Annotated in this window: 23 protein-coding genes; 8 read left to right on the top strand and 15 right to left on the bottom strand. The window is 40.8% G+C overall.

What is annotated here, in order from left to right:
- Window positions 1–50: 50 nt before the first annotated feature.
- A complete protein-coding gene (locus ACL9RF_RS04590; RefSeq protein ID WP_422799414.1) occupies window positions 51–449 on the bottom strand; it encodes an SRPBCC family protein in 399 nt (132 codons plus the stop codon).
- Window positions 450–471: 22 nt separating this feature from the next.
- Window positions 472–1,119 carry an orotate phosphoribosyltransferase gene (gene pyrE / locus ACL9RF_RS04585; RefSeq protein ID WP_422799413.1) on the bottom strand — a complete coding sequence of 216 codons (648 nt, stop codon included), beginning with the start codon at window positions 1,117–1,119 and terminating at the stop codon, window positions 472–474.
- On the opposite strand from pyrE, the gene ACL9RF_RS04580 reads away from it, so the two are divergent.
- Both ACL9RF_RS04580 and ACL9RF_RS04575 read left to right on the top strand, forming a co-directional pair.
- On the top strand, window positions 1,118–1,726 hold the full coding sequence (locus ACL9RF_RS04580) for an NUDIX hydrolase (RefSeq protein ID WP_422799412.1): 609 nt from the start codon (window positions 1,118–1,120) through the stop codon (window positions 1,724–1,726). The two genes, pyrE and ACL9RF_RS04580, sit on opposite strands and share 2 nt — an antisense overlap.
- Before the next feature lie 145 nt (window positions 1,727–1,871).
- Window positions 1,872–2,423, top strand: a complete 552-nt coding sequence (locus ACL9RF_RS04575; RefSeq protein WP_422799411.1) for an NADPH-dependent FMN reductase — start codon at window positions 1,872–1,874, stop codon at window positions 2,421–2,423.
- Window positions 2,424–2,468: 45 nt separating this feature from the next.
- Here ACL9RF_RS04575 and ACL9RF_RS04570 read toward each other — a convergent pair whose 3' ends face one another.
- The 3 genes from ACL9RF_RS04570 to ACL9RF_RS04560 are packed head-to-tail and all read right to left on the bottom strand — an operon-like array spanning window position 2,469 to window position 5,571.
- On the bottom strand, window positions 2,469–3,548 hold the full coding sequence (locus ACL9RF_RS04570; RefSeq protein ID WP_422799410.1) for a DUF3810 domain-containing protein: 1,080 nt from the start codon (window positions 3,546–3,548) through the stop codon (window positions 2,469–2,471).
- Window positions 3,526–4,587 carry a nucleoid-associated protein gene (locus ACL9RF_RS04565; RefSeq protein WP_422799409.1) on the bottom strand — a complete coding sequence of 354 codons (1,062 nt, stop codon included), beginning with the start codon at window positions 4,585–4,587 and terminating at the stop codon, window positions 3,526–3,528. The genes ACL9RF_RS04570 and ACL9RF_RS04565 overlap by 23 nt, the downstream gene beginning before the upstream one ends.
- A gap of 57 nt (window positions 4,588–4,644) precedes the next feature.
- Window positions 4,645–5,571: a histone deacetylase gene (locus ACL9RF_RS04560; protein WP_422799408.1), complete on the bottom strand. Its 927-nt coding sequence runs from the start codon at window positions 5,569–5,571 to the stop codon at window positions 4,645–4,647.
- A 138-nt stretch (window positions 5,572–5,709) separates the two neighbouring features.
- Between ACL9RF_RS04560 and ACL9RF_RS04555 the strand changes: the two genes are divergently transcribed.
- Window positions 5,710–6,366 (top strand): YceH family protein, encoded by a 657-nt coding sequence (locus ACL9RF_RS04555; protein ID WP_422799407.1) that lies wholly within the window; start codon window positions 5,710–5,712, stop codon window positions 6,364–6,366.
- 421 nt (window positions 6,367–6,787) lie between these two features.
- Here the strand turns inward: ACL9RF_RS04555 and ACL9RF_RS04550 are convergent, their stop codons facing one another.
- The 3 genes from ACL9RF_RS04550 to ACL9RF_RS04540 are packed head-to-tail and all read right to left on the bottom strand — an operon-like array spanning window position 6,788 to window position 7,965.
- Window positions 6,788–7,210: an SH3 domain-containing protein gene (locus ACL9RF_RS04550; RefSeq protein ID WP_422799406.1), complete on the bottom strand. Its 423-nt coding sequence runs from the start codon at window positions 7,208–7,210 to the stop codon at window positions 6,788–6,790.
- A 28-nt stretch (window positions 7,211–7,238) separates the two neighbouring features.
- Window positions 7,239–7,736 carry a BON domain-containing protein gene (locus ACL9RF_RS04545; protein WP_422799405.1) on the bottom strand — a complete coding sequence of 166 codons (498 nt, stop codon included), beginning with the start codon at window positions 7,734–7,736 and terminating at the stop codon, window positions 7,239–7,241.
- Window positions 7,737–7,785: 49 nt separating this feature from the next.
- The gene (locus ACL9RF_RS04540) at window positions 7,786–7,965 is read right to left on the bottom strand and encodes a hypothetical protein (RefSeq protein WP_422799404.1); all 180 of its coding nucleotides are present in this window, start codon (window positions 7,963–7,965) and stop codon (window positions 7,786–7,788) included.
- A gap of 793 nt (window positions 7,966–8,758) precedes the next feature.
- On the opposite strand from ACL9RF_RS04540, the gene ACL9RF_RS04535 reads away from it, so the two are divergent.
- Window positions 8,759–9,361 (top strand): hypothetical protein, encoded by a 603-nt coding sequence (locus ACL9RF_RS04535; RefSeq protein ID WP_422799403.1) that lies wholly within the window; start codon window positions 8,759–8,761, stop codon window positions 9,359–9,361.
- Window positions 9,362–9,904: 543 nt separating this feature from the next.
- Here the strand turns inward: ACL9RF_RS04535 and ACL9RF_RS04530 are convergent.
- The 4 genes from ACL9RF_RS04530 to ACL9RF_RS04515 form a co-directional block, all read right to left on the bottom strand.
- On the bottom strand, window positions 9,905–11,170 hold the full coding sequence (locus ACL9RF_RS04530; RefSeq protein WP_422799402.1) for a Na+/H+ antiporter: 1,266 nt from the start codon (window positions 11,168–11,170) through the stop codon (window positions 9,905–9,907).
- A gap of 357 nt (window positions 11,171–11,527) precedes the next feature.
- The gene (locus ACL9RF_RS04525) at window positions 11,528–12,649 is read right to left on the bottom strand and encodes a lipid II:glycine glycyltransferase FemX (RefSeq protein ID WP_422799401.1); all 1,122 of its coding nucleotides are present in this window, start codon (window positions 12,647–12,649) and stop codon (window positions 11,528–11,530) included.
- A gap of 192 nt (window positions 12,650–12,841) precedes the next feature.
- Window positions 12,842–14,731, bottom strand: a complete 1,890-nt coding sequence (locus ACL9RF_RS04520; RefSeq protein ID WP_422799400.1) for a DUF294 nucleotidyltransferase-like domain-containing protein — start codon at window positions 14,729–14,731, stop codon at window positions 12,842–12,844.
- 20 nt (window positions 14,732–14,751) lie between these two features.
- A complete protein-coding gene (locus ACL9RF_RS04515) occupies window positions 14,752–15,408 on the bottom strand; it encodes an exonuclease domain-containing protein (protein ID WP_422799399.1) in 657 nt (218 codons plus the stop codon).
- A 291-nt stretch (window positions 15,409–15,699) separates the two neighbouring features.
- On the opposite strand from ACL9RF_RS04515, the gene ACL9RF_RS04510 reads away from it, so the two are divergent.
- The 4 genes from ACL9RF_RS04510 to ACL9RF_RS04495 all read left to right on the top strand — a co-directional run bounded on the left by ACL9RF_RS04510 (window position 15,700) and on the right by ACL9RF_RS04495 (window position 22,350).
- Entirely contained in the window at window positions 15,700–16,377 is a 678-nt protein-coding gene (locus ACL9RF_RS04510; RefSeq protein ID WP_422799398.1) for a response regulator transcription factor, read from the top strand.
- Window positions 16,374–17,747, top strand: a complete 1,374-nt coding sequence (locus ACL9RF_RS04505) for an ATP-binding protein (RefSeq protein ID WP_422799397.1) — start codon at window positions 16,374–16,376, stop codon at window positions 17,745–17,747. The genes ACL9RF_RS04510 and ACL9RF_RS04505 overlap by 4 nt, the downstream gene beginning before the upstream one ends.
- Window positions 17,748–17,918: 171 nt before the next feature.
- Entirely contained in the window at window positions 17,919–20,942 is a 3,024-nt protein-coding gene (locus ACL9RF_RS04500) for a SusC/RagA family TonB-linked outer membrane protein (protein ID WP_422799396.1), read from the top strand.
- 4 nt (window positions 20,943–20,946) lie between these two features.
- Complete coding sequence (locus ACL9RF_RS04495; protein WP_422799395.1) at window positions 20,947–22,350, top strand: RagB/SusD family nutrient uptake outer membrane protein; 1,404 nt, start codon at window positions 20,947–20,949, stop codon at window positions 22,348–22,350.
- Window positions 22,351–22,589: 239 nt separating this feature from the next.
- Here ACL9RF_RS04495 and ACL9RF_RS04490 read toward each other — a convergent pair whose 3' ends face one another.
- The 3 genes from ACL9RF_RS04490 to ACL9RF_RS04480 form a co-directional block, all read right to left on the bottom strand.
- Entirely contained in the window at window positions 22,590–22,859 is a 270-nt protein-coding gene (locus ACL9RF_RS04490; RefSeq protein ID WP_422799394.1) for a Sec-independent protein translocase subunit TatA/TatB, read from the bottom strand.
- Between the two features lie 162 nt (window positions 22,860–23,021).
- Window positions 23,022–23,798: a LytR/AlgR family response regulator transcription factor gene (locus ACL9RF_RS04485; protein ID WP_422799393.1), complete on the bottom strand. Its 777-nt coding sequence runs from the start codon at window positions 23,796–23,798 to the stop codon at window positions 23,022–23,024.
- 22 nt (window positions 23,799–23,820) lie between these two features.
- The gene (locus ACL9RF_RS04480; protein ID WP_422799392.1) at window positions 23,821–24,927 is read right to left on the bottom strand and encodes a sensor histidine kinase; all 1,107 of its coding nucleotides are present in this window, start codon (window positions 24,925–24,927) and stop codon (window positions 23,821–23,823) included.
- Between the last annotated feature and the right edge of the window lie 42 nt (window positions 24,928–24,969).

Below are 24,969 nucleotides of genomic sequence, written 5' to 3'. Positions count from 1 at the left end.
TTTGATAGCAAAAAAACTAACGATTTTTATTTTTTTTATAACGGTTTAAACTATTTCAATAATTCTTTAAGGCTGGCAACTTGATGATCCACTAATTTTTGAAGTGGTCCTGAAGCTACCATCTTCATCATCATATTCAACTGCGCATCAATTACAAAAGTTGCTTTCGTTTGCCCCGCGTTAACATCCTCGACCTGCCAGGATAACTTCACCTCAAAAGGGGTCTCCTCTACAGGAACACAAACTATTTCTTTATTCTCCACACGAGCACTAACCTGTAGCGCTAATTTAGCCATGTTTTTAATGGTAAAACGCGCTTCATCTGCTGTTGAAGACCAATTATAGATATTCTCAGGCATCAACTGCTCGTGGTTGTTCAAGTCTGCCAGGAATGTATAAACCTCCTGAATGGGTTTATCAAGAACGATAGAATTTTGAAAAATAGCCATATTAAAAATTTTTATGTATTATTTATTCACCGGCACCCCAGTTCGCTGGGTTAACACGCCACTGCTCCAATAATTCCACATCAGCCTCTAACACATAACTTTTCTCTACCGCTACCTTAATTAAGGCATTGTAGTTACAAAGACTATGGAAAGTACATTTAGCTTCCGTAAAATTTTGTGTCGCTTCATCCAAGCCATAGGTAAAGATAGACACCAAGCCCACCACATTACATCCAGCTTCACGAAGGGCTTTTACAGCCTGTAAAGAGCTTTTACCTGTAGAAACTAGGTCTTCTATAACCACAACACGCTGCCCGGAAACAACCTCGCCTTCAATTAAATTTTGACGGCCATGCCCCTTTGCACTGCTACGCACATAAGTAAAAGGAAGTCCTAAATCTTGAGCAACCAATACACCTTGTGGAATTCCTGCCGTAGCTACGCCAGAGATCATATCTACAGATCCGAACTCTTCTTGAATTAACTGCGAAAGTTTTTGTCGAATATAGGTACGGATAGATGGATGTGATAAGGTAATCCGATTATCACAATAAATTGGAGATTTCCAACCCGAAGCCCACGTAAAAGGATTTTTAGGTTGTAATTTTATTGCTTTAATTTGCAATAAGGATTCAGCAACTTTTTGTTCAACCTCATTTAAATTATTCATGGCACAAATTTATAAAATTTATATGAACCAAAGCCTGCTTATTTTAGCAGATTTTGCTCCTCGTATCAAAAAAAACATTCAAACTATTGGATTACAAGACCTTGATCTAGAAAAACTTTTTAACACTACTACTAAGAACAGCCCAACGACTTATTTGTTTGTGCACCCAGATATACTTGATATTGCCAAAGACCTATTTAGCAAGGTTAAAACAATCTATGCTGCTGGTGGCGTTGTACGTAATGGGGAAGGTGAAATTTTATTTATCTACAGGCTTGGAAAGTGGGATTTACCTAAAGGAAAAGTCGAAGAAAATGAAAAAATGCGCGATGCCGCAGTGCGCGAAGTCGAGGAAGAGTGTGGAATTCATATTAATTATCTCGGCAAAAAATTGGTTACCACTTACCATACCTATTATATGAAGGGGAAGTTTGTGCTAAAACAAACTAAATGGTACAATATGGGGGTTAATAAAATTCCAAGGCTGGTACCTCAAGTCGAAGAAGACATTACCGAGGCACAATGGGTAAATCCAAAACATTTGGAATCGGTACAATTCAACACCTACCCCTTGATAAAAGATATCCTGGAACTTATCGAGGAATAGCATCCGTCGATCTGGTCTTTCGCTTTTTATTTTGCATTGTGCAACCCAGGTTGCACAATGCAAATGTATAGCCGTCCAGTAAGCAGCAATAAAACAATCTGTCATCGCTAATTGTTATATACCTACAATTAAACTTTAATAAACTATGGAAAAAAAGGTAGGTATCATTGTAGGAAGCTTAAGGAAGGAGTCATACAATAAAAAAGTAGCCAAATTATTAACTGAAATAGCGCCTAAGGAATTGTCCTTTGAGTTTATCGATATCGCAAATATTCCACTCTACAATCAGGATTTCGATGATTTAGATCAGATACCACCGGAATATATTACGTTTAGAAAATCCATTGAAAACCTCGACGCTGTTTTATTTGTAACACCCGAATATAACAGATCTATGCCTGCCGTCTTAAAAAATGCTATCGATGTTGCATCACGCCCCTACGGGCACAACAAATGGGATAAAAAACCTGCAGGTATTGTTTCGGTTTCTGTGGGTAATATCAGTGGTTTTGGTGCAAACCATCACCTTCGCCAGACGCTAACATTTATAAATATGCCCACCATGCAGCAGCCAGAGGCTTATTTTGGTCATGTATCCGATGTATTGGAAGAAAATGGCGAATGCAAGGATCCGAAGACAATTGCATTCTTAACAAACTTTATGCAAGCTTTTGCTGCCTGGATAAAGTTATTTTAAAATTCAACTGGATCGAAGTTGGCCGGCCAACTTCGATCCAGTTTTTTAAGGCCTGTTCTGCAATTCCCAGGCAATTACTAATCTGCTCATCATGCTATAGCGTTGCATGCCTTCGGGTTGGTTATTATGCTTTAAATAGCCCGTATAAAACCAGGAAAACAGTTTGTCCCCCCAGCTGCTGTACTGCTGCCAAAACAGCGCTTCATTTTTTAGATCCTGTCGAATACCGTCAGAAAGCTTATTGCGATACGATGAAAATAACGATTTATCAAACGCTAAAGGCATCAGCAGATATTGGATAGCCTCATAATAAGCGGCATAAGCATACCAGGGATTTTTATGATCCTTCAGCGTTAAAAATGCAATAAAATTACACTCATCTTCGAAACCTATCCCCATCTGATGGCATAACTCATGCACCATTACAAATGGATACGATGGTGCTGGCATATTTTCATTGATATGCGCTTCCAAAGTAAAAGGATTAAGGTATCCTGTAACCTTAAAATAGGAAACCGCCATACTCGATACAGGCTTCTTCAACTGAATCTGCGATTTCGCCAAAACAGCAGAAAACAAGGTATCCTTGCGCACATAACCTTCGATATCCCGGGCTACCCCATTTTTAGACAGCTTTTCAATATCAATCTGCGCACGAAGGTTATTGGCTTTCTCGATGTAACGATCTAACACGGCCAAATGATCCGACATCGCAAGGGTATCGGTTTTTAATGAAAGCTGGGTAGCAAGGGGCAATCTATAATAATTTAAGCCCCAATTCAAATTAAAATAAACATACAACGACAGCAACGCAACGCCTAATCCGAGCACATTAGTCCACAACTGTTTATAAGATTTTTTACGCCATAAAAGCAGGGTTTTATATATCCAACAGCAGCCAGCAACTAGCACAGCGCCATAAAAAATATCGCCGAAGCTAAAAGGCAAGCTAGAAAATAAGAGTATAGAAAGGTATGAAAATACAGGATAGAATTTTCTGGAATAATACGTTTCTACTAATATGGGGTGCTGCATAAACAGGTTCATCCCGATTATTACAGCAACTAACAGTAATATTGCCCCATATAGTTTTTTTGGCGTATTACGACTGACTTTCATTTTCATAATAGAGCTTATAATAGTTCATGCCCTTATCTTCGTCATAGCCCTGTTCTAAATACTCCCTTTTTCCATGCACATAAAGGCTGAAATTTTTATCTAATTTAATGACAGATTTATACGACGATTGCATTTTTTTTACAGCTGGAGTAGCAATATCAAAATTCTCCTGAAATGGCATATCAAATTCATTTTCAAAATTTTGCTTATAATCTTTAAATAAATCAATAGCCTGCGGGTTGCTGATTACCTCCTCCTGAAATTCATCCATATCGAAACTTTCTTTATTTTTAAAGTAATTCATGGATTTATTTAACAGATCAATCTTATCTGCAGCTTCCAGTTCAAAAACCTCATCCAGTTTCTCGGTAACGAAGTTTTTATAGACCTTCATGAGGTTACCCGTCTGCTGATAACTATCGTTCCGCGATTTTAACTGCAGGAAGTCATCTTTCCAATACACCGCTTCCGATTGGTTAGTTTGGTCGACAACCAGCACTTTAAATCCAAATTCAGCTTCGGTATTCACAATAACCACCCCTTTGTCGAGTTTATTAATGTTGATGGCCTCCTGCTCATAATTTACCTGAAAACCACCTTGCTGTGGATATACCTTTAAGTAAGCTTCTTTATTTTCGGATTTAAATATCCCTACGGCATCCAACTCCTCTCCCTCCATCTGCACATTTTTTAAGGCTACAACATACAGCTCACCAGATTTTATCTTCGGATGTTCAGAAACTTCGTATAAATGCTTCGTTACCTGCTGAGAATATTCATGAAAGGGCAAATCCCCGTCAAAAAAACGCTTGGTAAAATGAAAAACTTCGTTAAGCTGCAATTCCTCATTCGGATGAAAAAAGCGATATACCTCGGTCAGCTTGGCAAAAGGTTTCATAAAATACTGCATCAAAAGGTCGGGAAGAACCTCATCAGCATGGATGTCTATAGGTTCTTCCGAAAGAATATAAAACTCGTCATTAACTTTGTTGCCAACATGATGTATGGATAAATTATCGAGTAAAGCGTCTTGATGAAAAAACATGGTATTTTTTAAAATGTGAATAGTTGAAAGTAAAAAACGTTTTATTTTAATTAAAGATCAAAAATCAAAGATATCAATTGCCGCACGATAGGTCTCTACATGTGCATTAACAATATGTTTTATATTTGGCGAGTACCCCCCTCCCATACTCACCTGAACCGGGATATCCCTGTCGCGACATGCCTGCAACAACATACGGTCACGCTGTTTACAACCTTGAGGGGTAAGTTTTAGTTTCCCGAGTTTATCGGTTTCCAAAATATCAACACCAGCTTGGTAAAAGACAAAATCTGGCTGCAGCCTCGTAAACAGATCCGGTAAATGTGTGGCCAATCGTGCAAGATAGGCGGCATCGTCGATTCCATCCGGCAAGGGAACATCCAAGTCGGAACGTTCTTTTATAAAGGGGAAGTTTTTTTCGCCATGCATTGAAAACGTGAAAACATCAGGACGAGCTAAGAATATATGGGCTGTACCATTTCCCTGGTGGACATCCAAATCGATTATCAAAATCTTTTTTGCCCGCTGCTGTGCAATCAGGTAGGCAGCCGCAATTGCCTGATCGTTGAGTAAACAGAAACCCTCAGCATAGTCGTAACCCGCGTGATGCGTTCCTCCGGCAACGTTAAAAGAAACCCCATATTCCAGGGCATATAAGGCCGACTGTAGGGTGCCGTCGACCAAGCAACGTTCTCTGATCAGCAGCTCCTCCGACAACGGAAATCCTAATCGGCGTACCATCTTAGGGTCCAGCTGCAAGTTAAAAACAGCGTTTACATAAGAAGGCTTATGTGCCAGGCATGCAGTCTCATAGCGCAGCAAATCAGGTGCAAAAAAGTTGTCGGCAGTTACCAGTCCTTCGTACTGCAGCTGTTCTGCAATAAGGTCATACTTCAACATCGGAAAGCGATGCCTTTCGGGAAGCGGATGGTTATATACTTTATGATAAGCAATCTTCAGCAATTTCTCTATCTTTAAAAACACGAAAATACAAAGAACTATAGTATGTACATCTTTTTTTTGCAGGAAACTAAAAATCTGCCGTCCGGTATATTCCTCCACATAACTACCCTGTTTTTATAATTAATTGCTATATTAGAACATCAAAAACCTGACAAGAACATGGACGAAGTACTGGGGATACCTACCCTCAACAAGGAAGAAATTCGCGTATTAGGGGCGCTTATGGAGAAATCTAAAACAACGCCAGAAAATTATCCGTTAACCAGCAACGCCTTACTGTTGGCCTGTAATCAAAAAACATCGCGAAAACCCGTAGTAAATTATAGTGAAGACCTCTTGATACAATCGATTGATAGCCTAAAAAAGAAAGGTCTTGTTTCTACGGTTGTTGGCGGTGGCTCCAGGGTGATTAAGTATAAACACAATCTGGCCATAAAATATCCTTTGGTTCCCTCGGAGGTAGTAGTTCTGGCCTTATTATTTTTAAAAGGCCCACTTACAGCTGGTGAGATAAACAACAGCGCCGGACGCATGTATGAATTTGAATCTTTAGATGAGGTACAACAAACCTTAAACAAACTGGCGGAAGACCCGGTAGGCTATATAAAATTACTACCAAAGAAAGCAGGGCAAAAAGAATCGCGTTATATACATCTTTTCAGCGAATTTAATGCGGAGGATTATGAGCAGCCCTTAGCGCCCAACGCTGAAACCCAAGCCTCTTTACTCGACTTACAGCAAGAAGTGCAGCACTTAAAAACTGAACTTCAACAACTTCGTGACGAAGTAAAAGAAGTTTTAGCGCTTTTGCAGTAGTGGTGGAATCTGAAGCGATTAGCTTTATAGGTAACCGTCCTGTGATACTAAGCACGCACTTTACTATACAGGCGCAACAGCTTCGTACCTTAAACCTTAAGCCCATATACCGGCTAGCTTTCAGGGCATGGCAATTTATAGGGATAATGTAATTTGGCTTAGTGGACCTAATCGCGTCAGGTGGAGGCCCAAAGATACAGCGCAAGCTGGCAGCATGGGCTTTATGGCTGCCACACTAGGAAAAACAGGATAAACAGAAGTACTAAAAGCTTTACTACCCTTGCAACATCAAAAAATGGCAAGCGTAAATACCTAAGCAGATTGTAAAGCCATATCGTTCTATTAACCGACAGCAGGCAAATACACTAAAAGCGCCATTTGGCGCTTTTAGTGTAAGGAACGGTCAGTCTCTACCTCTATACTAAGGTAGAGGTTCTAAATATTGCGCATAACAATAACCTTCCTCGCCGTTTTTTGTACGCACCAACCACCACTGGTCATTAGCACGACTTATTAAATTAATAATCTCTCCTTTCGCTGCCTTCCCAATAATAGGCTGGTCCGTACCAGGTCCTTTTCGGATATTAAGATTCGAATTTTCGGTAATCACTTTTACCTGACTTCCCGCTACAGCAGTAGAGACATCGACATTCATAACCACATCCCCAGCTAGAAAATTAGGGTCTATCTGATTATAAACATCCCAGAGCTTATTTTTAACATCTGCACTAGGCGCTGTACCACGAATATGCAGCACCCCATCCAGCTCTTGTACCTGTAAACCCTCAATATTGGATGCATTTGCAGTATCCAACAGTACTTTATATTTTGTTGTTAAGGCCATATAATTATAATAAAGCTTAATTAATATTTTATTTAATCGTTAATCCAGAAAGATCCACCCGTTTCGGGTTTAAAGCATCCAAAGACTGTTTTAAAACTTGAACACGAGACTGCTCAATAGTTCCGCTTACGGTAATAATACCATCCTTAGCACTTGCCGTAACCGTAGGGTAATCCTTTACTGCATCTACTAATTTATTGGCTAAATCACTATCACTCGTGTTAATCGTAATGTTTTGCGTAACAGGTGCCACCACATTAATGGCGTTTACTACAGATTTAATATGCTTGGAGTCTGCATCTCTCGCAGCCTGCTCTGTTGCAACCTTACTAGCCTCCGAAGAAACATTACCACTCAAAGTTACGACAGACTCATTCACAGCAACCGTGACGTTAGGGTTTGCTTGAATTGCCTTTTCCACCTTTGCCTTTAAATCTGAATCCGAAATTTTGGATTTACAGGAAAACTGCATAAAAACTACAGTAAGCCCAATTCCGAAAAAACCAATGCTTTTTTTGATGTTCATAATTGAAAACTGTTTAATAGTAATTGTTAACCTATTAACAGCATATAAACTAAAAAGTTTGGGGTATACGAAAAGATAAGTTATCCGAAATTAACCGGCAGGAAAAAGACATCGCTTGATAAAATGGACTATGCAAAAACAGAAAACCAAAGCCCAGCAGTACCAATCGATCCATACCTAAATACGAAAACGACAACAATTCCGATAAGTAATTTTTTCTATTCAGCATATATTAAAGCCGATACAGGAAAAACTAACCCTGAAAGCCAGCACCTATAGATATACCATAAAAAACAAGATCTTGCATACAAAAAGCAAACTATTTGTAAGCATAAAAAAATAGAATTGTCGGAACACGGGCAGTCCGTTAATAAATTTTAAGGCAAAAAATTTGCGACAAGAGTAAATTTTTACTACTTTTAAAAATCTGATAACAAACAAATACATCCTCCTGCAAAAAGGAAAGGTGTATAGATATTATTAACCAAGGTCGATGTTCTATTTAGGTAAAAATACAATCAAATGTAAATATAAAGCGCATAAAGAATAGGCTGTACTTGCAAACGATGCTATAAGCTCTGTAATTGGAAAATATTATAAATTAAAATTATAAAGTATAAAAACAGCAGCAACAGCAAACAACTACTAGCCATTGGTCTGTGTCGCCCGTGCTTTCTGTGCCGTCTGTGCCGTCTGTGTCATTTGTAAAGACTAAGCCATCCGAGTCTGATCTGCATATGACCATGTCCAAGTCCATGCAACCCTGCTCTGCTGACCCTCGTGTAGTTGTGACGTTGTGCCGTTGTAACGGCTGCCTGTTATGCGGTTAGTGCTATCCGTACCCAGCAATATTTACAACTAAAAGAATACTTGTCCCGTTTGCTAAAAATTTGCAATTAATTTATGAGCCACCTTCAGGTAATTAACGAAATAAAAATTTTATTTATAGTAATAAAAACCCTAAAAAAAACTACCAATCAAACAGTTACAAACAACACAAATATAATAAATTAAATTGATATATGACAATGAAAACAAATCGAAAGTTTAAAAATGTGCCAGATGAGATTGTGTTTTATACTAATTTAGAAAAACTTCGGAAACATTTTCGTCTGAATAAAACGATAATAGGTAACTTTTTAAAATGGAGCACACTAAAATATGCGCGTATACATAACAGAAAACAAAAGCCTATTCTAGACGACATAATTGAAATAGCAAACATGTATGGCTTAAGAGCAACCGACCTAATGAATCCCGATATGCCCGTTCCCAAGTTATACATGCTGCAATCAGGATTACAAAAAATTGCAGTATCACGTGAGGGTAAGCCCGACAAAGGTTATGTAAGATCCGATTTAATCTCTCACGTTACAATAATTCTAAGTGAACATATCCCTGTTCAAGGAACATTCACCAACAACCAAATACGGGAACATCTTCCAAAACACCTGAAAAAATATCCAATAGAATGGAAAAAAACAAGATTAAAATTTCACGTCGAACCAGCACTTCCTGAAGGGAGAGTATTACGCGGGTCTACACAGACTTATAAACTTATACAAGAAATATCAGAAGAAATACTCAAAAAAGCAAAGGATAGCATCTCGGTACACCAATCATAAAGTACCTTGAAAAACGCGATCTACAGTCAATAAAAAGTTGCAAGCATCCGTTATCAGGACAAAATCCCCTTGGCATACCATGCTTCAAGGGGATTTTTTTATAGATGCAACCCAAGCAACACCAAGCGTATAAAATCCCCTACTCAGGTTCCTAAATCAGGCTATTGTTAAATTGTTGTTACCTATAATAAACCCTTTTAGTTGTCTTACAAATAGTTTTATATTTGTAGCTCATAATTTAGGTTAATAATTGGTTAGTTAAAACGCCGCAGGCTCCCCGCCTACGGCGTTTTTTATTCCCGGTCATTGATGATCAGCATAAATACCGTACTGTTTTTCAAGGCCTACACGCCATATTCCAACCAATCCATAGCTAAGCCGAAAGGTTAGCCGTGCTACAGCACTCCCAAGCGCAGAAAACCAACAACAACACTAACGCAGGCAACACAGACTTCCCCTGTTTGCCTTTCCACTTATAAAAGGTAATGCCAAATAGGACAGGTATCCTATACCCATAACCTAGACTTTAAGACCCGCCTTATTTTAGGAATTCTTAACCGCCGTTTCCTCCTTATCATCCATTCGTTTTATAATCCAAGGTAAAGTAAGGCCCTGTCCGATTAGCGAAAACAATACCACAGCAATAGCAAGGAAAATAATTTCGTTGCGCATCGGGAAAGCCTGCCCGTTATCCAGAATAATAGGTAAACCCAGTGCAATCGCCAACGAAACAATACCACGCATACCCGACCAGGTTAGAATAAAGCTCGTTTTAGAATCGTAAAGGGCCTCCTTACTAATTTTACGTTTTCCCAGGAATGCCCTTTGCAAGGTATGCTGCTGACTATAAACGCGTAACATACGGATTACTAGAGCTACAATAGCAATAACAAAGGCATAGCCCAAAAAGTACCATACCTGGTCGGCAGGAACGCGCTTCAGCACATAAGGAAACTCTAAACCGATTAACAAGAAAATCAAACCATTTAATAAGAAGATAACTACATCCCAAAAATTGCGCGACTGCTGCTTAATATGTTCGGGAAAACGCGAGCGACTTAAACGCGACATTCCCAAGCCTAATATGACAACGGCAATGACCCCGGATACATGGAAATGCTCGGCAATAAGGTAGGTAACAAAAGGCATGAGCACCATTAAGCTGATAATGACCAAGGTATTTTTGCGAAAAAAACGTATCGCAAAAACCAGAATCTGCGTCACCAGGACGCCCAATAAAAAACCTCCGCCTAACACCAGGATAAATTGTAAACTGGCATTCCAAAAATTAAAAGCAATACCAGTAACTGCTGCCACAGCAAATCGATAGGCGATTAATGCTGAAGCATCATTCACCAAACTCTCGCCTTCCAAAATAGTCAACGTTTTATGGGTAAGGCCCAGGCCTTTGGTGATACCAATGGCGGCAACAGCATCGGTAGCCGATAAAATTGCACCTAAAACAAAAGCCAAGGGCCAGGTTAGGCCAGGAATAAGGTAATAAGCCACGACCGCAATACCTACCGTAGTTAGAAAAACTAGACCTATGGCTAAGGTGCTGATAGTATTGAGATGCGTCCGAAACGTTCGAAAGGAAATATTAAAGGCCGCATCGTATAATAATGGCGGTAAAAAAAGAAGCATTATAATCTCCGGGTCTAAGTCCAATTCAGGCATTATCGGTAGAAACCCGATTCCCATACCCCCCAGTAAGAGCACTACAGGTACAGCGATTTTAATTTTATCGGCCAATCCGGATAACCCAATCATTACCGCCATTATGGATAATACAACAGCATAATTTTCCATTCTATTCTTCTATTATAGTTTTGTAACGTATAGCATGTAGCCCTATACTTTTGCTAAAAATATAGTCTCTACGTTATAATTCCAAGCCACATTTATGAGATCAAAGCATTAGGCTAAATAGTAGGTCTGGCAAGGTCCGATCATACAGACCAAAAACCTATTAGGCCTACCCTACGCGCTGTTTTGTCATGTAAATATCAGAAAAACAAAAAGTAAAAAAAAAATTAGCATTGGATGTATCAAAAACCAGTAATCCAACGTTTCTAGAGTATATTTCATAATTTAGGTTAATAATTGGTTTGTAAAACGTCTAGGGATCCCCTCCCTAGGCGTTTTTTTATGGCCAAGCTTAAAAAACTACAAATGATAGCTTTGGTTCTTAAATTCCATGGAAGAATAGATATTATATTTTTGCTTATCGAGCGGATAATCCCAGCAGCCCAAACGATGGTAAATTTCGCCACCGAAGCCAGACTTAAAACGATACAACCCATACATCGGATGTGATGGATCGGCTGTTGGCGAGACTCCAAAGAAATCATACTCCACACAGCCAAAGTCCTTGGCCATCTGCATGGCTTTCCACTGTAAGGCATAGGTAGCCATATAATTTCTATTTTGCGTTGCCGAAGCCCCATACAGGTAGGTTCCGCGATTTCCCGACACCACCAAAAACATCGCGGCCAATGGCGTTTCATCCACCTCGGCGACAAGCAAATACACTTGTGCTGGCGATTCCGTATCATTAGCCTTGGCGGTAAGTACAATTCTAAAGTAATTAATATCGCCTAGAATAAAATTATTCCGCTGCGCGGTTTCCTTATACAACTCATACCAAACCGGCAGGCTTTCCATTCCCAACGATTTGATGGTTACCCCCTTACGGTTAGCCAAATTTATATTGTAACGGGTTTTGGGCTTCATCGCTGCCATCAGGCTGTCCTGATCTTTCCGCAGATCCATAAAGATTGTATTCGACGGCAGAATATCCGTATTTGCCTTACGTAAATTCCAGTTTTCGGTATTGTAATTCAACCGTATTTCCTGTATTCTTTTCTCGGGAACGCCCAACCAGTTACCCTGCAGGTCGTAACAATCCTCGTCCTTAGCCCAATGCGATTCCCAGGAAAGATCATAACGTATTAAAATACAATTTTTGGGCAGGTAAGTACGCAAGCTTTCCGAAAGCTGCTCCAAAAAGAAACCCTGATTTTCCTCGGATGGTTCTATTTCTGGCCCATAAGGCACATAAGCCAAACAATGGTCGGCATCTAAATTTTGGATAAGAATAAGTAAATCGCCCACAATAAATGCATCCTCCTTGGCATCTACAAATAGATCGGCACTTTTAACCCTGAAATCATAGGCTTTAGAAGTTAAACCTTGCATTTCTTTCACCTTAGACCAATAAGCGGTCTGTTGAATAATAGCGGTTCGATAAATTTCTTTTATCGCCTTATCTTCAATATCTGCAATCATTTTTTATAGTATAGATAAACAAATAGTTGGCATATCTACGACGAATCCTAGCTATGCCAACTATATAAAATAATGTTACTTCTGCTTAAATTTAAAACACAAAAACGGCAAAGGTAAGAAATTAAATCTGTATATAGGCAATTATTTTTTGCATTTGCACGGAGGTTTTAAAAATCAACAGCAACTATACGTCTAAATTTCTCGTGTAAAACGTTGTTTGATGCCCAACTGAAAATTATGAATAGTTTTAAATATTTCTTTAAGTGTAGCTTTTTCAATTTTTGTCAGCGAATCGATACGAATCATATTGTCAGGCTCGACCTTCTCGCCAATAATTTGGTTGGCTTGGCTTTTCAGGCGCAGCGCCATTAAGTAATAATACGACTGATACAACTCTTCATATTGCGCCTCGGTAAATACAGCCAATTCCATTAATTTGCGCAACCGCTCGCCGGTATTTTCTTCGAAGATCGTGTTCTTTAAGGCATAAGCACGCACCAAGTCTACGATAGGTGTCATGGCATTTTTGATATTAAAGACCTCCGTTTTACCGATTGTCTGCGTTTTAATGGTATTAAAAAACGTTAGTGGCGGCTCATACTGCAACGCATTTTTAGCGATAAAAGCAAAGAAGCGCTCGTTCGGTTTTTGCAATTCCTGCTGCAGGAAGGCCTTTAATTCGTGGATAATTGCAGCATCACCATACAGCATTCTACAGTCAAAAAACGTTGAAAACTTAATGGCATTTTCCGGAACCGTTTCATCAATCCAATTTTTATAATTACGCTTCCAATGCGAGAGGGAGTGCGTCCAATTGGGGTTGCTAGCCATATAGCCACCCGTACAATACACAATACCTATAGCATTAAGCTGATCCGATACCTGCGTGGCAAACTTTAAAAAATAAGCACGTACGAGCTCACGCTGTTCATTGGCTTTATCCTCATATATAATGGCATTATCCTGATCTGTTTTTAAAGTCTGCTCCTTCCGCCCCTCACTTCCCGTAACCATAAACACAAATTTTGCCGGCGGCGGCCCCAGTTCGCGAATAACCTTCTCGATAACCTTGACAGCGATCGTATCTGCAATGGTAGTAATCACCTGATTGGCAATTTTTCCATGCACACCGCGGCCCAAAAGCTGATTGATAATATCAGGCACATACTTCCACTTCTGCTGCAGTTCGCCAATACTTTCAGCAAGCTTTACTGACTGTATAAATACCAAAGGCGACTGAGCCTGCTCGGCCAGCAGCCTGTTGCGACTTAAAAACCCCACATACTTACCATCCTTCTCGACCAACAAATAGCGGGTTTTGGTGCGAAACATCATCAATACAGCCTCATACAAATACGCCTGATGCGAAATGCTAACAATAGGGTTATCCATGACCAAGCGAATGGCTGCCTTCGGATCCACCTGCTTAGCGATAACATTATCCCGTAGCGTGATATCCGTAGCATAACCAATGATACCGCTATCATCGGTAACAAAAAGACAGCTCACCTTCTGAGCGGCCATATGCTGTGCAGCTTCAAATATCGGCGTTTCTGCTGGGCAGGATACAATGTCTTTATACACTATACCATCGATTTTTCTGGAATACAGCTGCTCGGCAGCAATATAACTCTGCTCAAAAGAAGCCGGTGTTTTCACGAAATGCGAAAACTCCTCGTCCAACATCCGCGTACCGAAGTCCATGGTATAATAATGGAAAAAATCTTCATAGCTATTACATAGCTCAATAAAATCTTTACTAGGCAGTTTATAAATAACAGTACCTTTTTTTGCCATCACCGATTTCAGCGCCTTCGTGCGGTTTAACAACACCGAAATACCACCAAAGCAATACCCCTCCTGATGGATTTCTACCGATCTTCGATTTTCGGAGGTATCAAAAAAGAATGTTTCATACTCTCCTTTCGCAATAATATCTACACCCTGCAATTCGGTGACGCCCTGTCTGTATGCTAAAGTATCTCTAGGATAGGTTACCTGTATTAGTACATCTGTTAAACTTTGCAATACACTTTCCGGAAGCAGGTCAAAAGGCTTAGTCTTTCGTAAGAGTTCGTACATAGTATGGTCAAGTTATAAGGTTAAGATGTTTTCTTGTTAATCGGTATCTGCAAAAAATCGAACTTACGGTTAAAACTTAACCGCTGTTCGTCGAGGGTCTCTTCAGTTATCTCCTGTCGGTCCCAAAGCTCAAAGAAACATTGCGCGGTAACCCACGCATCATGCGCTGCCTCATGGTGTTTTGTAAGCTCGGTTTTAAAAAGAAATTCATACAATTGTGGCAGGCGTAGGAATTTTATGGAAGGGTTTACCACATAGTTTTTACTATTCAGCATGGTACAAAACAAAGCGCGCCCCACAAAAGGGTTCGGAAGTCCGGAACGGTAAAACTCGGCGCTAAGCACCAAGGTATCCAACTCAATAAAATGGCCTATAATAATAGGGTCATATTTCTTAATGATATAAGCTAAATTTCGCAAGGTTTCCTTACGCCTTAGGCCATGCGTTCTCAAAAAATCTATCGTTATGCCATGAACCTGAGTAGCGGTGGCATCTATGCTCACCTCGGGTTCATAGATATAGGCATTAAACTGCTTCACCTCCCTACGATCGATATCATAAAGCTTCCAGGCCAACTGCAGCACATGCGGCCAGTTGCTGTCGTCCATATAACTACGATCCCAACGCAAAGGAATTCCCGATGTTTCGGTATCCAAAAACAGCAGATAATCTTTCAATACAATAAATCTTTATTTTACAATAATAAGAAAAAAGCCATTTTAAAGCTTTCTTTTTCTAATCTTCTTTTAATGAATTTAAAACTATACGGCCTGTGTATGCCCAGCGCAATAGCGATACAATTATACCCATAGTATAGGCGATTGGCGAAATAGCACATCTTTTAGTCCCTATTGCGACAGAAATAGCCGTTTAACAGCCTATAGTCCATATTAGATTTTTCTAACCTATTTCGAAGCTACGTAAAATAATGGGATTTTAGCCGTGCATACTTATGAAAAACGAATATTATGATTATACTTTTGGTAGAAGATGATGCACGCGTATCGAATTTTATAAAAAAAGGACTTGAAGAAGCTGGGCATCATATTACGGTAGCCTACGATGGAAGAATGGGTTTAAAATTAGCCTTAGAAAACCACTATGACCTGCTCATTATCGATGGCATACTGCCCGAATTAAATGGTATGGAGCTGTGCAAGAAGATACGGAATTTTAAGTCCAATATTCCAATTATTATGCTTACCGCATTGGCGACCATAGAAGATAAACTATCGGGCTTTAATGCCGGTGCAGACGACTATATTACAAAGCCCTTTCATTTTGATGAGCTGCTGGTACGCATAAAAGCTTTGTCCAGACGCGGACAAACTACCCTGTCGGCGATTCAATACAGTGCGGATGATCTGGTGATGGACTGCTTCACCAAGCGTGTCACGCGGGCAGAACAGCCAATTGCACTGACAGCAAAGGAGTATGCTCTATTGGAGTACCTATTAATCAATAAAAACCGCGTGATGTCGCGTATGCAAATTGCGGAGGCCGTTTGGGGAATAGGCTTCAATAGAGGCACTAACTTTATTGATGTGTATATTAATTACCTACGAACGAAGATCGATAAGGGGCACCCATCGCCCTTAATTCATACCGCGATAGGTATGGGCTATATTCTCAAAGAGACTAAATGAAAACAAAAAGAAAACTAATTTTACAGTTCTCCCTGCTGTTTGCAGCCCTTTTAATTGTCGTGATGACGGCAATTTACCTGTTGGTGTCGAAAGATATTCAGGCCAGTTTTTACAAACGTCTGGAAGATCGCGCGTATACCATCGGCCATACCTACCTGGCTTCAGACAACTTTACGACGGAGGAGTATCAGGAGGTGTTGAAAAAATACCCCCGGACGCTACCCACAGAACGTATTCGCGTGTACGATATGCAATACAAGCCTATTTTTATTAAGGAGGATGGTTATTTATATGAGCGTGCTGTCATTGACCAGATCATTCAAAAAGGTTTAGTGCAGTTCGAGCGCGATCGGGTTCCTGCCGTAGGTATTTTATACAAAGACAACTCCGGCGACTTTGTCATTATTGCCTCAGCGGCAAATATTTATGGTATGCAATCGTTACAGGAACTGTTGTATGCCATGGTTATCAGCTTTGTACTTGCTATCGCAATTACCATTATTCTCGGCAATGTCTTCGCCGGATGGATATTATCGCCCATCAACAGTATCATCAACCATATGCGTTTTGTGGAAGCCAGCAAACTGAATGAGCGCCTGCCGCTGCGCAGCGTAAAAAATGATGAAATTGAAACATTAAAAGAAACTATAAATCAGGTTTTTGAGCGCCTGCAGCAAACATTTGAAACGCAGCAATCCTTTATTTCCAATGCATCCCATGAGCTTAAAACCCCTATTGCCGTTATTATGGGCAATGCAGAAATTACCCTCCGCAAAAAAAGATCTATCCTCGAATACAGGGAGGTACTTCAAGATATTGTACTCAACTGCAACCGTATAGACGATTTAATCCATAATCTACTGGATTTAGCACAAGTAGATTTTCAAATGTTAAAAACCCAAGACTTTCTGTTTGAAGACTTTTACTGGGAGAGTATACACGATATACTCCATACGAAACCGCAGATACAGGCAGCCCTGGATATCGATGCCCCGCAAGGACTCGGCAATATCTATGTAAATGGAAACCCTAATTTGCTAAAAATAGCCTTATCCAACCTGATTCATAATGCCGGTAAATTCTCCAATTACGAGGAAATAAATATCCGGTTAATACTGCAAGATAACGCTGTTTTAATAGAGGTCGTCGATCAGGGTATTGGTATACAGAAGCAAGATATCCATAAAGTGCTCACGCCATTTTACAGAGCAAAAAATGCCTTATCCCAGGAAGGCTATGGCCTGGGGCTGTCGATGTCACAGAAAATCATCAACCTGCATAAAGGTCAGTTAAGGATAGAATCCGAGTTAAATAAAGGTACCATTGTAACGGTACGTTTGCCATATATCAAAAAAGAAAAAAACACATAAATAGTAGGCCCTAGACTAAGACATTAGAAAAAACTAATGCCTTTCTAATGGGTTATTAAACTCTATAAAATTCTTTTCTAATACCGCATCTATACATTTGAAATGGTTTAGGGATAGGCCTTAAACCATTAAAATATCAGATATTACATGCGTCGAAAAAGTATTTTAAGTATGTGCTTATTGCTAGTATCAGGGTCACCCCTGCTCGTTCATGCACAGCAAAAAACAATTACCGTTACCGTCACAGACCAAAAAAACCAGAAAATTATTCCCGGTGCGGTGCTCGTAAACCCGTTAAATGCGCAGTCCTATGTAACCGACAGCAATGGAAAGGTTTCTATTCCATTGGATAAGGATTTCGTTAACCTTATGGTAAGCATGATGGGCTACCAGACCCAGACGCTGAAAATTAACAACCAGCAAGCAGAATGGACCATCAACCTAGCTAGCGAAAACAAAGAACTGAGCGAAGTTGTTATTACGGGTTATACCAAACAGTCGCGCGTGCATACCACCGGTTCTATTAGCACCATTGAAGGAAATAGCATCGCCAGAATGCCTGTAAGCTCCTTTGACCAAGCCCTGCAGGGCCAGATACCTGGCTTGTATGTCGCGTCGCCGTCGGGGCAGCCCGGAGCAGCCGGCCGGGTTACTTTACGCGGTATAGGCTCTATCCAGGATGAAAACTCCTCGCCTTTATATATATTAGATGGTATCCCCATTTCCGATGGATCGTTTGCGACCCTAAACCCACAGAATTTTGAGCATATTACCGTGCTTAAAGATGCGGCGGCCACCGCACAATATGGCTCCCGTGGTGCCAATGGTGTCGTTGTTATCACCTCCAAAAAAGGTACCGCCTGGGAAGATGGTAAAGCACGCATCAGCTATACAGGGCAGCAGGGTTTTGCTAAGGTAAACAACAGCAAATGGGATATGATGAATACCGACGAGCGTTTAGCGTTTGAAGAAAAGCTGCAGGATCCGAATTTCCCGGGATGGGCGTTCTCCAAAAATAACCCCAACAAGCTGGTTAATGGCGCACTGCTGCCAAAAACAGCGGAGGATTTCGCGGCTGGCGAGGCAGCGTTAAACGACTTACGTACGGTAAACAACGACTGGCGTAAAATATTACTCCGCAAGGGGCGCACACAATCGCATGATATTAACCTCTCTGCGGGTAAGGAAAACCTACAGGTATTCTCGTCGCTATCCTACTTTAACCAACAGGGGGTACTCTATAACTCGGGATTAGAGCGCATAAACTTGAATAACAATATTTCCTACCAATCGGATCGCTTTTCGATGGGTGTAAATGTAAGTTTAGCCACCACAGACAATAAAATTTCTGAGTCGGATTTTGATGTCAGCGAAACCAACCCTGTAGCCTCCCTGTACTTCGCCCTACCCTATGAACGCCCCTACGGCAGCGATGGAAAGCTGCAGACCGGCCCCAATCGCTTTGGTTCCAACGCCTTAAGCATGTATCAAGATGTAAGCCGTAGAGAAAGGCAGTATAAATCGGTTATTTCTGGAAACTTCAGCTATAAAATCACCGACGACCTTAAACTTACCAGTACATCGGGTATAGATTTTCAACAGATAAACCATAAACATATCATCCTGCCCGACACGTATTTTGGTTCCTTGGTAGAGCAAGGGGAACGCGGGTCTTATACCCAGCAAACAAACCATTACTTCAGCCTATTATCCAATATCGGCTTTAACTACAGCAAAAATTGGAATAAGCACTTTATGGAGTTAATTGGGTTGGCAGAAATCAACAAGACCAGGTTGGACAACTATGGTTTTACAGGTTATGGCCTTATTCCGGGATTACACAATAGCCCTGCAGGCATTACACCTGGTAGTACGGATAATAACCTTATTCCCACAATTGAAGGCGGCGCATCCGAAAACGTACTGCTATCACAGATTGGGTTGTTGCGCTATTCCTATGGCAACAGGTTTACGTTTACCGCCAGTTTACGGCACGACGGTTCATCGCGTGTGCCTGTCGCGAATCGCAATAAATTCTTCTACGCTTTCGGTAGTTCATGGAACCTCGGCGAAGAGCAATTTGTAAAAGATCTGGGCATATTTAGCCTGGCGCGCCTTCGTGCCAGCTACGGGCTTACCGGAAATGCGGCGGGTTTTGCGAGCGACTTCGGTTACCGCAGGTTGTATGCTGTATCGCAGTATGCCGGGCAGCATGCGCTCGTGCCTGTAAGCCCAGGAAATCCATTCTACAACTGGGAGATGAATAACGTGGCTGATATCGGTTTAGAATTGGGCTTCTTGAATAATCGCTTAGTTGCCGAGGTAGACTATTACAACCGCGTTACAAGCAACTTATTTGTAGATAGAAATCTTTCGCTAACCAGTGGTTTCGAATCTATTGCCGACAATATGGGTAAAATAAGAAACCGCGGTGTTGAATTGCGCTTAACAGCGGATATTATACGGCAGAAGGATTTCAATTTTCGTTTAGGGATAAATGCTGCTTATAATAAAAACCGCATCTTAAGCTTGGGCGATGAGGAGGAGATTGTTACCGAGGACTATTCCATCCACCGTGTGGGGCATCAACTGGGGCACTTTTATATGGTGCGCTGGGCTGGTGTAGACCCGCAATCCGGTGCTCCTTTGTATCTCGATGCAGATGGAAATACCACCGATGTTTTTGACCCTGAAAATGCGGTGTTGGTGAAAGGCTCCTTTGACCCGCCATTAAAAGGTGGTTTTACTGCACAGCTGGGGTATAAAAACCTATCGGTAAGTGCACTATTCACGTATATAAAAGGGATGTATCGTTTAAATACGGGCGAATTGTACCGCACTGCCGCAGATGGCAACCACCGCATCTACAACCAGTCGAGGTCTATGCTGGACTTCTGGCAAAACCCGGGCGATAATAGTAGCAACCCTTCGCCTAAGTATGCCCGTTTTATGACCGACCGAGAGCTTCAATCTGCAGATTACATTAAACTGCGTAGTTTACAGGTGAACTATAAGCTGCCGCAAATAAAAGCGTTAGGGAAATACTACCGGGAGCTTAGTGTATTTGCAATGGGACAAAACTTAATTACATGGACGCCATGGAAAGGACAGGATCCGGAAGATGACAACAATTGGTATCAATATGAATACCCCCTGCCTCGGACCTTCACGTTTGGTGTTAACTTAAAATTCTAATATAATGACCGCTAGAAATCTACGCTTTTTATTACATGTTATTGCAGCATTTTTTTTAATCCACTTTACAGCTTGCAATAAAACCTTAGACCTACACCCGAAAGACAATTTAGTCGACGAGCAGGTGTTTGCGAATATAGCTAACTTTGAGGCTGCCGTAATGGGTGTTTACGCAGGCTTGGAATACGAGCATAACCTTCTTGTTGCTGGCGCCATGGCCGACGAATTGCGCCTGGACAATGACAACAGTGGTGTTAACAGCTTCGCAACAAACTTTTATAGATGGACATACTCGTCGGAGGATGACGTGCTATTCAATGCTTGGAAATGTGGCTATGAAACTGTATATCGTATTAACCTACTTTTGGAGAATATAAACCGTGTGCCAACGGATGCTGCTGGCGACAGCAAAAAAATTAAACAGCTGAAGGCCGAATTATTAGGCCTTAGGAGTTTTGTACATTTCGGTATTTATCAAATATTCGGAAAATACAACGACAGCCAGGATGGTACGGCCGTGCCTTATATTACACAGGTGAACCTCCGTGCGAAACCTTCCAAGGCGACACAAACGGAATTTTATACGTTAGCTTGGGCAGATTTGCAACAGGCTTTGCAAGCCGAAGATTTACCAACAGTAGATTATCGACTTAACCGCGCTGCTTTACATGCTTTTGCCGCTCGTTTATTGCTGTACAAAAAAGCCTACAGCGAGGCGGCACAGTATGCTGAACTGGCTCTACAGCAGCATAACCTAACCTCTGCGGATAATTATATGGATATCTGGCAAGATAAGGATAATGCGGAAGTTATCTTTCGCTTAAAACGTAACCACGCAAATGCAATACGGCCAAATACGTTATGGTTTAACTATGGCGCTGGTAAGATTCTTTTTCATCCGTCGCACAAGCTGAGTGATTTTGCTCAGCAAGATGTGGGTATACGTAAAGATTTATTCTTGGAACAGCCGGATAATGCGAACGAGGATGAGGATGAAGACGAAGATAGCAGCCCGATATTGAAGTATCCCGGTAATGTTTATGCGCATACTATTAATGATGTCAAAGTATTCCGCGCCGCAGAAATGTACCTGATACGTGCCGAAGCAGCGTTGAAAAGCAATCGGCAGGCCTTAGCAAACGAAGCGTTGAATACCCTGCGTGCAGCACGGGAGGTCGATGAAATTGCCCATAACATCGGTATCGATGACATTGTAAAGGAAAGGTATATAGAACTAGCCTTTGAGGGGCACCGCTATTTTGACCTAAAAAGACTGGGCTTAACTATTCAACGTATTCCGGCCGATTTAGCTATTCCAGAAGACAAAATGGAACTTCAGCCATTTGATAACGCCTATCACTTGCCTATTCCATTTAAGGAAACACAGGTTAACCCGAATTTAAGGTAGCAAAACTAGCGTAGAGGTATAACTACAAGTTTCAAAAGAATACCAAATATAGTGTACAAAAATTTGCGTTAGTGTAAAATGTACACTATATTTGTACTATCATAATTTAGGTTTATAATTGGTTATAAAAGGTTTTCATTCTCCCCGTTTGAAAACCTTTTTTTTATACAGATTTTTTGTAAAAAAAAAGACAGGCTATGCGATAACCTGTCTACCTCTCTTAATAAAAATAAAATTCCTTAAGCCTGTGCTTCCGTTTTAACCGTTACTGGTTCTACGGATTCCGTTGTTGTTGGTGCAGCAGACGCAGACACGGCTTCAGATTTTGTGGCCGATTTCTCTATACTGGCAATCTCTTTGGAGATTTCATTTTTGACACCTTCCGAGGCGTCTTTAAATTCACGGATACCCCGGCCTAAACCTCTAGCTAGTTCTGGCAATTTTTTACCTCCAAATAACAGCAGTATAACCACTACGATTAATAATACTTCTTGTGTTCCTAAATTCATTACTCTGCAGTTCGTTATCAATTAATACAATACAATAAACGAAAGTAAGAGTTTTTCAAAAAGCTATCAAATCGCTGCTTTAAAATTAGAAAAAACTAATCCATAAATAGCGAAATTATAATCTGTTTCTAATTTAGCGCTAGTCCTCGCCGCCATGGAGGTCTAAAAATCTAACCATTTCTTTAAGGTCGTCGCTTTAGCTTTGCTAACCACAATCTCCTCATTCTTATAGCCTACAACATCCAGCTTTAACTTGCCATGGAAATAATTATGAATTTTTGTTATCGCATTTACATGCACAATATACTGTCGGTTGGCTCTAAAGAAAACCGCCGGATCAAGCTCCTGCTCCAGGAGCTCCAGCGTCTGCGAAACGATAACCTTTTCGCCCGAAAATAGATTAGCAAAGGTTACGTTCGTCTGGGTGCTAAAAAAAGCTATATCCACAACATTTACCTTTTTAAAACCGTCGCGATAAGGCAGCAGAAAACGACTTCTATACGTTTTCGGCTGCATATAAGTCAGCAGTTGTTCCATAAGCTGTTGCTGTTGCTGCAGCTCCAACGCCGGTAGATTATTAGCCTCAAACTTTTGTATTGCAGCCAAGAGATCATTCTTATCAACCGGCTTCAGCAGGTAGTCCAGACTATTATATTTAAACGCCTGAACGGCATACTCGTCATATGCTGTCGTAAAAATCACCGGACAAGCGATTGTAAGCTTCGTAAAAACTTCAAAACTTAAGCCATCGTTGAGCTGTATATCCATGATTAGTAAATCCGGTTCTTTATGTTCGGCAAACCAAGCCAAGGTCTTTTTTACGCTCGGTAGCACCGCAGCGATTTCAAAGGTAGGGCGCAGTTCCAGCAGCAAACGTTGAATACGTTCCGCATTCAATTCTTCGTCCTCCAGAATAACTATTTTTTTTATCCAATTCATTCTATATTCTCTCTTATAGCCATTAAAGCAAAGGTATTGTTACGGCAAAAAAATCATTACGCTCCACTATTTCAACCTTTCTTTCGGTCAGTAAAGCATAACGCCCCATAATATTACGCAGGCCCAGCCCCGTAGAACGCGGTGGATAGACTAGGGGTAATCTATTGTTGCTTACCTCCACGCTATCAGGCCCTGCTGAACGAATTACTACCTGCAGAGGTTCCTCCTCGTCGGTACGGTTATATTTAACCGCATTTTCTATAAACAGCTGTAATGTAACCGGTGGAATTAAAAGATTCCGCTGCGCCTCATCTATCGCCAACGTAAAGGCAACCCCTGCCCCCATTCTATGCTGTACCAGGTAAATATACGCCTCCATAAACTGGAGCTCCTCGCGTAGCGTTATCAAAGGTTTTTTTGCATTTGTAAGCAGATAACGGTATACCTTAGCAAAATTCTCCGTATACCGATACCCCATCTGCTGATCCTTTAAAATTAGTTCCGAAAGCACACTTAAATTATTAAAGACAAAGTGAGGATCCAGCTGCAACTTTAAAGCCTCGAGTTCAGCTTCGACCAAGAGCTGTTTATTTTCGGCATCTTTAACTTTATAAACCGCGGCCCTAATAGTTTCTGCCTTCCAACTATCGAGCAGATAGCTACCCGTATTCAGTGCACTAATCATTAAAGCGACACCAACAAAAGCAAGCAACAAGTATAAACTCTGGCGTATGTCCACCACCTCGGTACCGGTACTAACAAAGCTATCGCCCCTAAAAGCAAGGACAGCTACAGCAACGATAATCAGCATCAACAGCATAGCAAACACCTGCATAAGCGTTTGTACAACCAAACGCGTAATGGGTTTTGCCGTCCAGGGCATTTTCTTATTAAGGAAATTATCGATAGCAATACTGATCTCCACCTGTGCCACAGCTATCAGCAAGTTATACCCTACATCCAGCAACAGCTCCTGCGTCGACATGCGCTCATAGCGCTGCCAGTAGCCCGAGTAAGGCAGAAAAACCAGCGGTATAACGTAAGCACCGATAAAAGATAACGCAATCAGAAACAACCGTTTTATAAATTTTGTAAGCCCTATATTCTGATTTTCAATACTATATTCCACCCTATTTTTTCTTTATTTTATATTAATAGCATATTAGTAGAA

The sequence above is a fragment of the Sphingobacterium sp. Mn56C genome (assembly GCF_049319645.1).
GTDB lineage: Bacteria > Bacteroidota > Bacteroidia > Sphingobacteriales > Sphingobacteriaceae > Sphingobacterium.
The sequence above is the reverse complement of the archived record's forward strand: the minus strand, read 5'-3'. Positions and strand labels throughout refer to the sequence as shown.

Bases quoted from the DNA above. Each gene is read 5' to 3' on its own strand.
- ACL9RF_RS04590 (WP_422799414.1), bottom strand. From the start codon at position 449: ATGGCTATTTTTCAAAATTCTATCGTTCTTGATAAACCCATTCAGGAG.
- ACL9RF_RS04580 (WP_422799412.1), top strand. From the start codon at position 1,118: ATGGCACAAATTTATAAAATTTATATGAACCAAAGCCTGCTTATTTTA.
- pyrE (WP_422799413.1), bottom strand. From the start codon at position 1,119: ATGAATAATTTAAATGAGGTTGAACAAAAAGTTGCTGAATCCTTATTG.
- ACL9RF_RS04575 (WP_422799411.1), top strand. From the start codon at position 1,872: ATGGAAAAAAAGGTAGGTATCATTGTAGGAAGCTTAAGGAAGGAGTCA.
- ACL9RF_RS04570 (WP_422799410.1), bottom strand. From the start codon at position 3,548: ATGAAAATGAAAGTCAGTCGTAATACGCCAAAAAAACTATATGGGGCA.
- ACL9RF_RS04565 (WP_422799409.1), bottom strand. From the start codon at position 4,587: ATGTTTTTTCATCAAGACGCTTTACTCGATAATTTATCCATACATCAT.
- ACL9RF_RS04555 (WP_422799407.1), top strand. From the start codon at position 5,710: ATGGACGAAGTACTGGGGATACCTACCCTCAACAAGGAAGAAATTCGC.
- ACL9RF_RS04550 (WP_422799406.1), bottom strand. From the start codon at position 7,210: ATGGCCTTAACAACAAAATATAAAGTACTGTTGGATACTGCAAATGCA.
- ACL9RF_RS04545 (WP_422799405.1), bottom strand. From the start codon at position 7,736: ATGAACATCAAAAAAAGCATTGGTTTTTTCGGAATTGGGCTTACTGTA.
- ACL9RF_RS04540 (WP_422799404.1), bottom strand. From the start codon at position 7,965: ATGCTGAATAGAAAAAATTACTTATCGGAATTGTTGTCGTTTTCGTAT.
- ACL9RF_RS04535 (WP_422799403.1), top strand. From the start codon at position 8,759: ATGACAATGAAAACAAATCGAAAGTTTAAAAATGTGCCAGATGAGATT.
- ACL9RF_RS04530 (WP_422799402.1), bottom strand. From the start codon at position 11,170: ATGGAAAATTATGCTGTTGTATTATCCATAATGGCGGTAATGATTGGG.
- ACL9RF_RS04525 (WP_422799401.1), bottom strand. From the start codon at position 12,649: ATGATTGCAGATATTGAAGATAAGGCGATAAAAGAAATTTATCGAACC.
- ACL9RF_RS04520 (WP_422799400.1), bottom strand. From the start codon at position 14,731: ATGTACGAACTCTTACGAAAGACTAAGCCTTTTGACCTGCTTCCGGAA.
- ACL9RF_RS04510 (WP_422799398.1), top strand. From the start codon at position 15,700: ATGATTATACTTTTGGTAGAAGATGATGCACGCGTATCGAATTTTATA.
- ACL9RF_RS04505 (WP_422799397.1), top strand. From the start codon at position 16,374: ATGAAAACAAAAAGAAAACTAATTTTACAGTTCTCCCTGCTGTTTGCA.
- ACL9RF_RS04500 (WP_422799396.1), top strand. From the start codon at position 17,919: ATGTGCTTATTGCTAGTATCAGGGTCACCCCTGCTCGTTCATGCACAG.
- ACL9RF_RS04495 (WP_422799395.1), top strand. From the start codon at position 20,947: ATGACCGCTAGAAATCTACGCTTTTTATTACATGTTATTGCAGCATTT.
- ACL9RF_RS04490 (WP_422799394.1), bottom strand. From the start codon at position 22,859: ATGAATTTAGGAACACAAGAAGTATTATTAATCGTAGTGGTTATACTG.
- ACL9RF_RS04485 (WP_422799393.1), bottom strand. From the start codon at position 23,798: ATGAATTGGATAAAAAAAATAGTTATTCTGGAGGACGAAGAATTGAAT.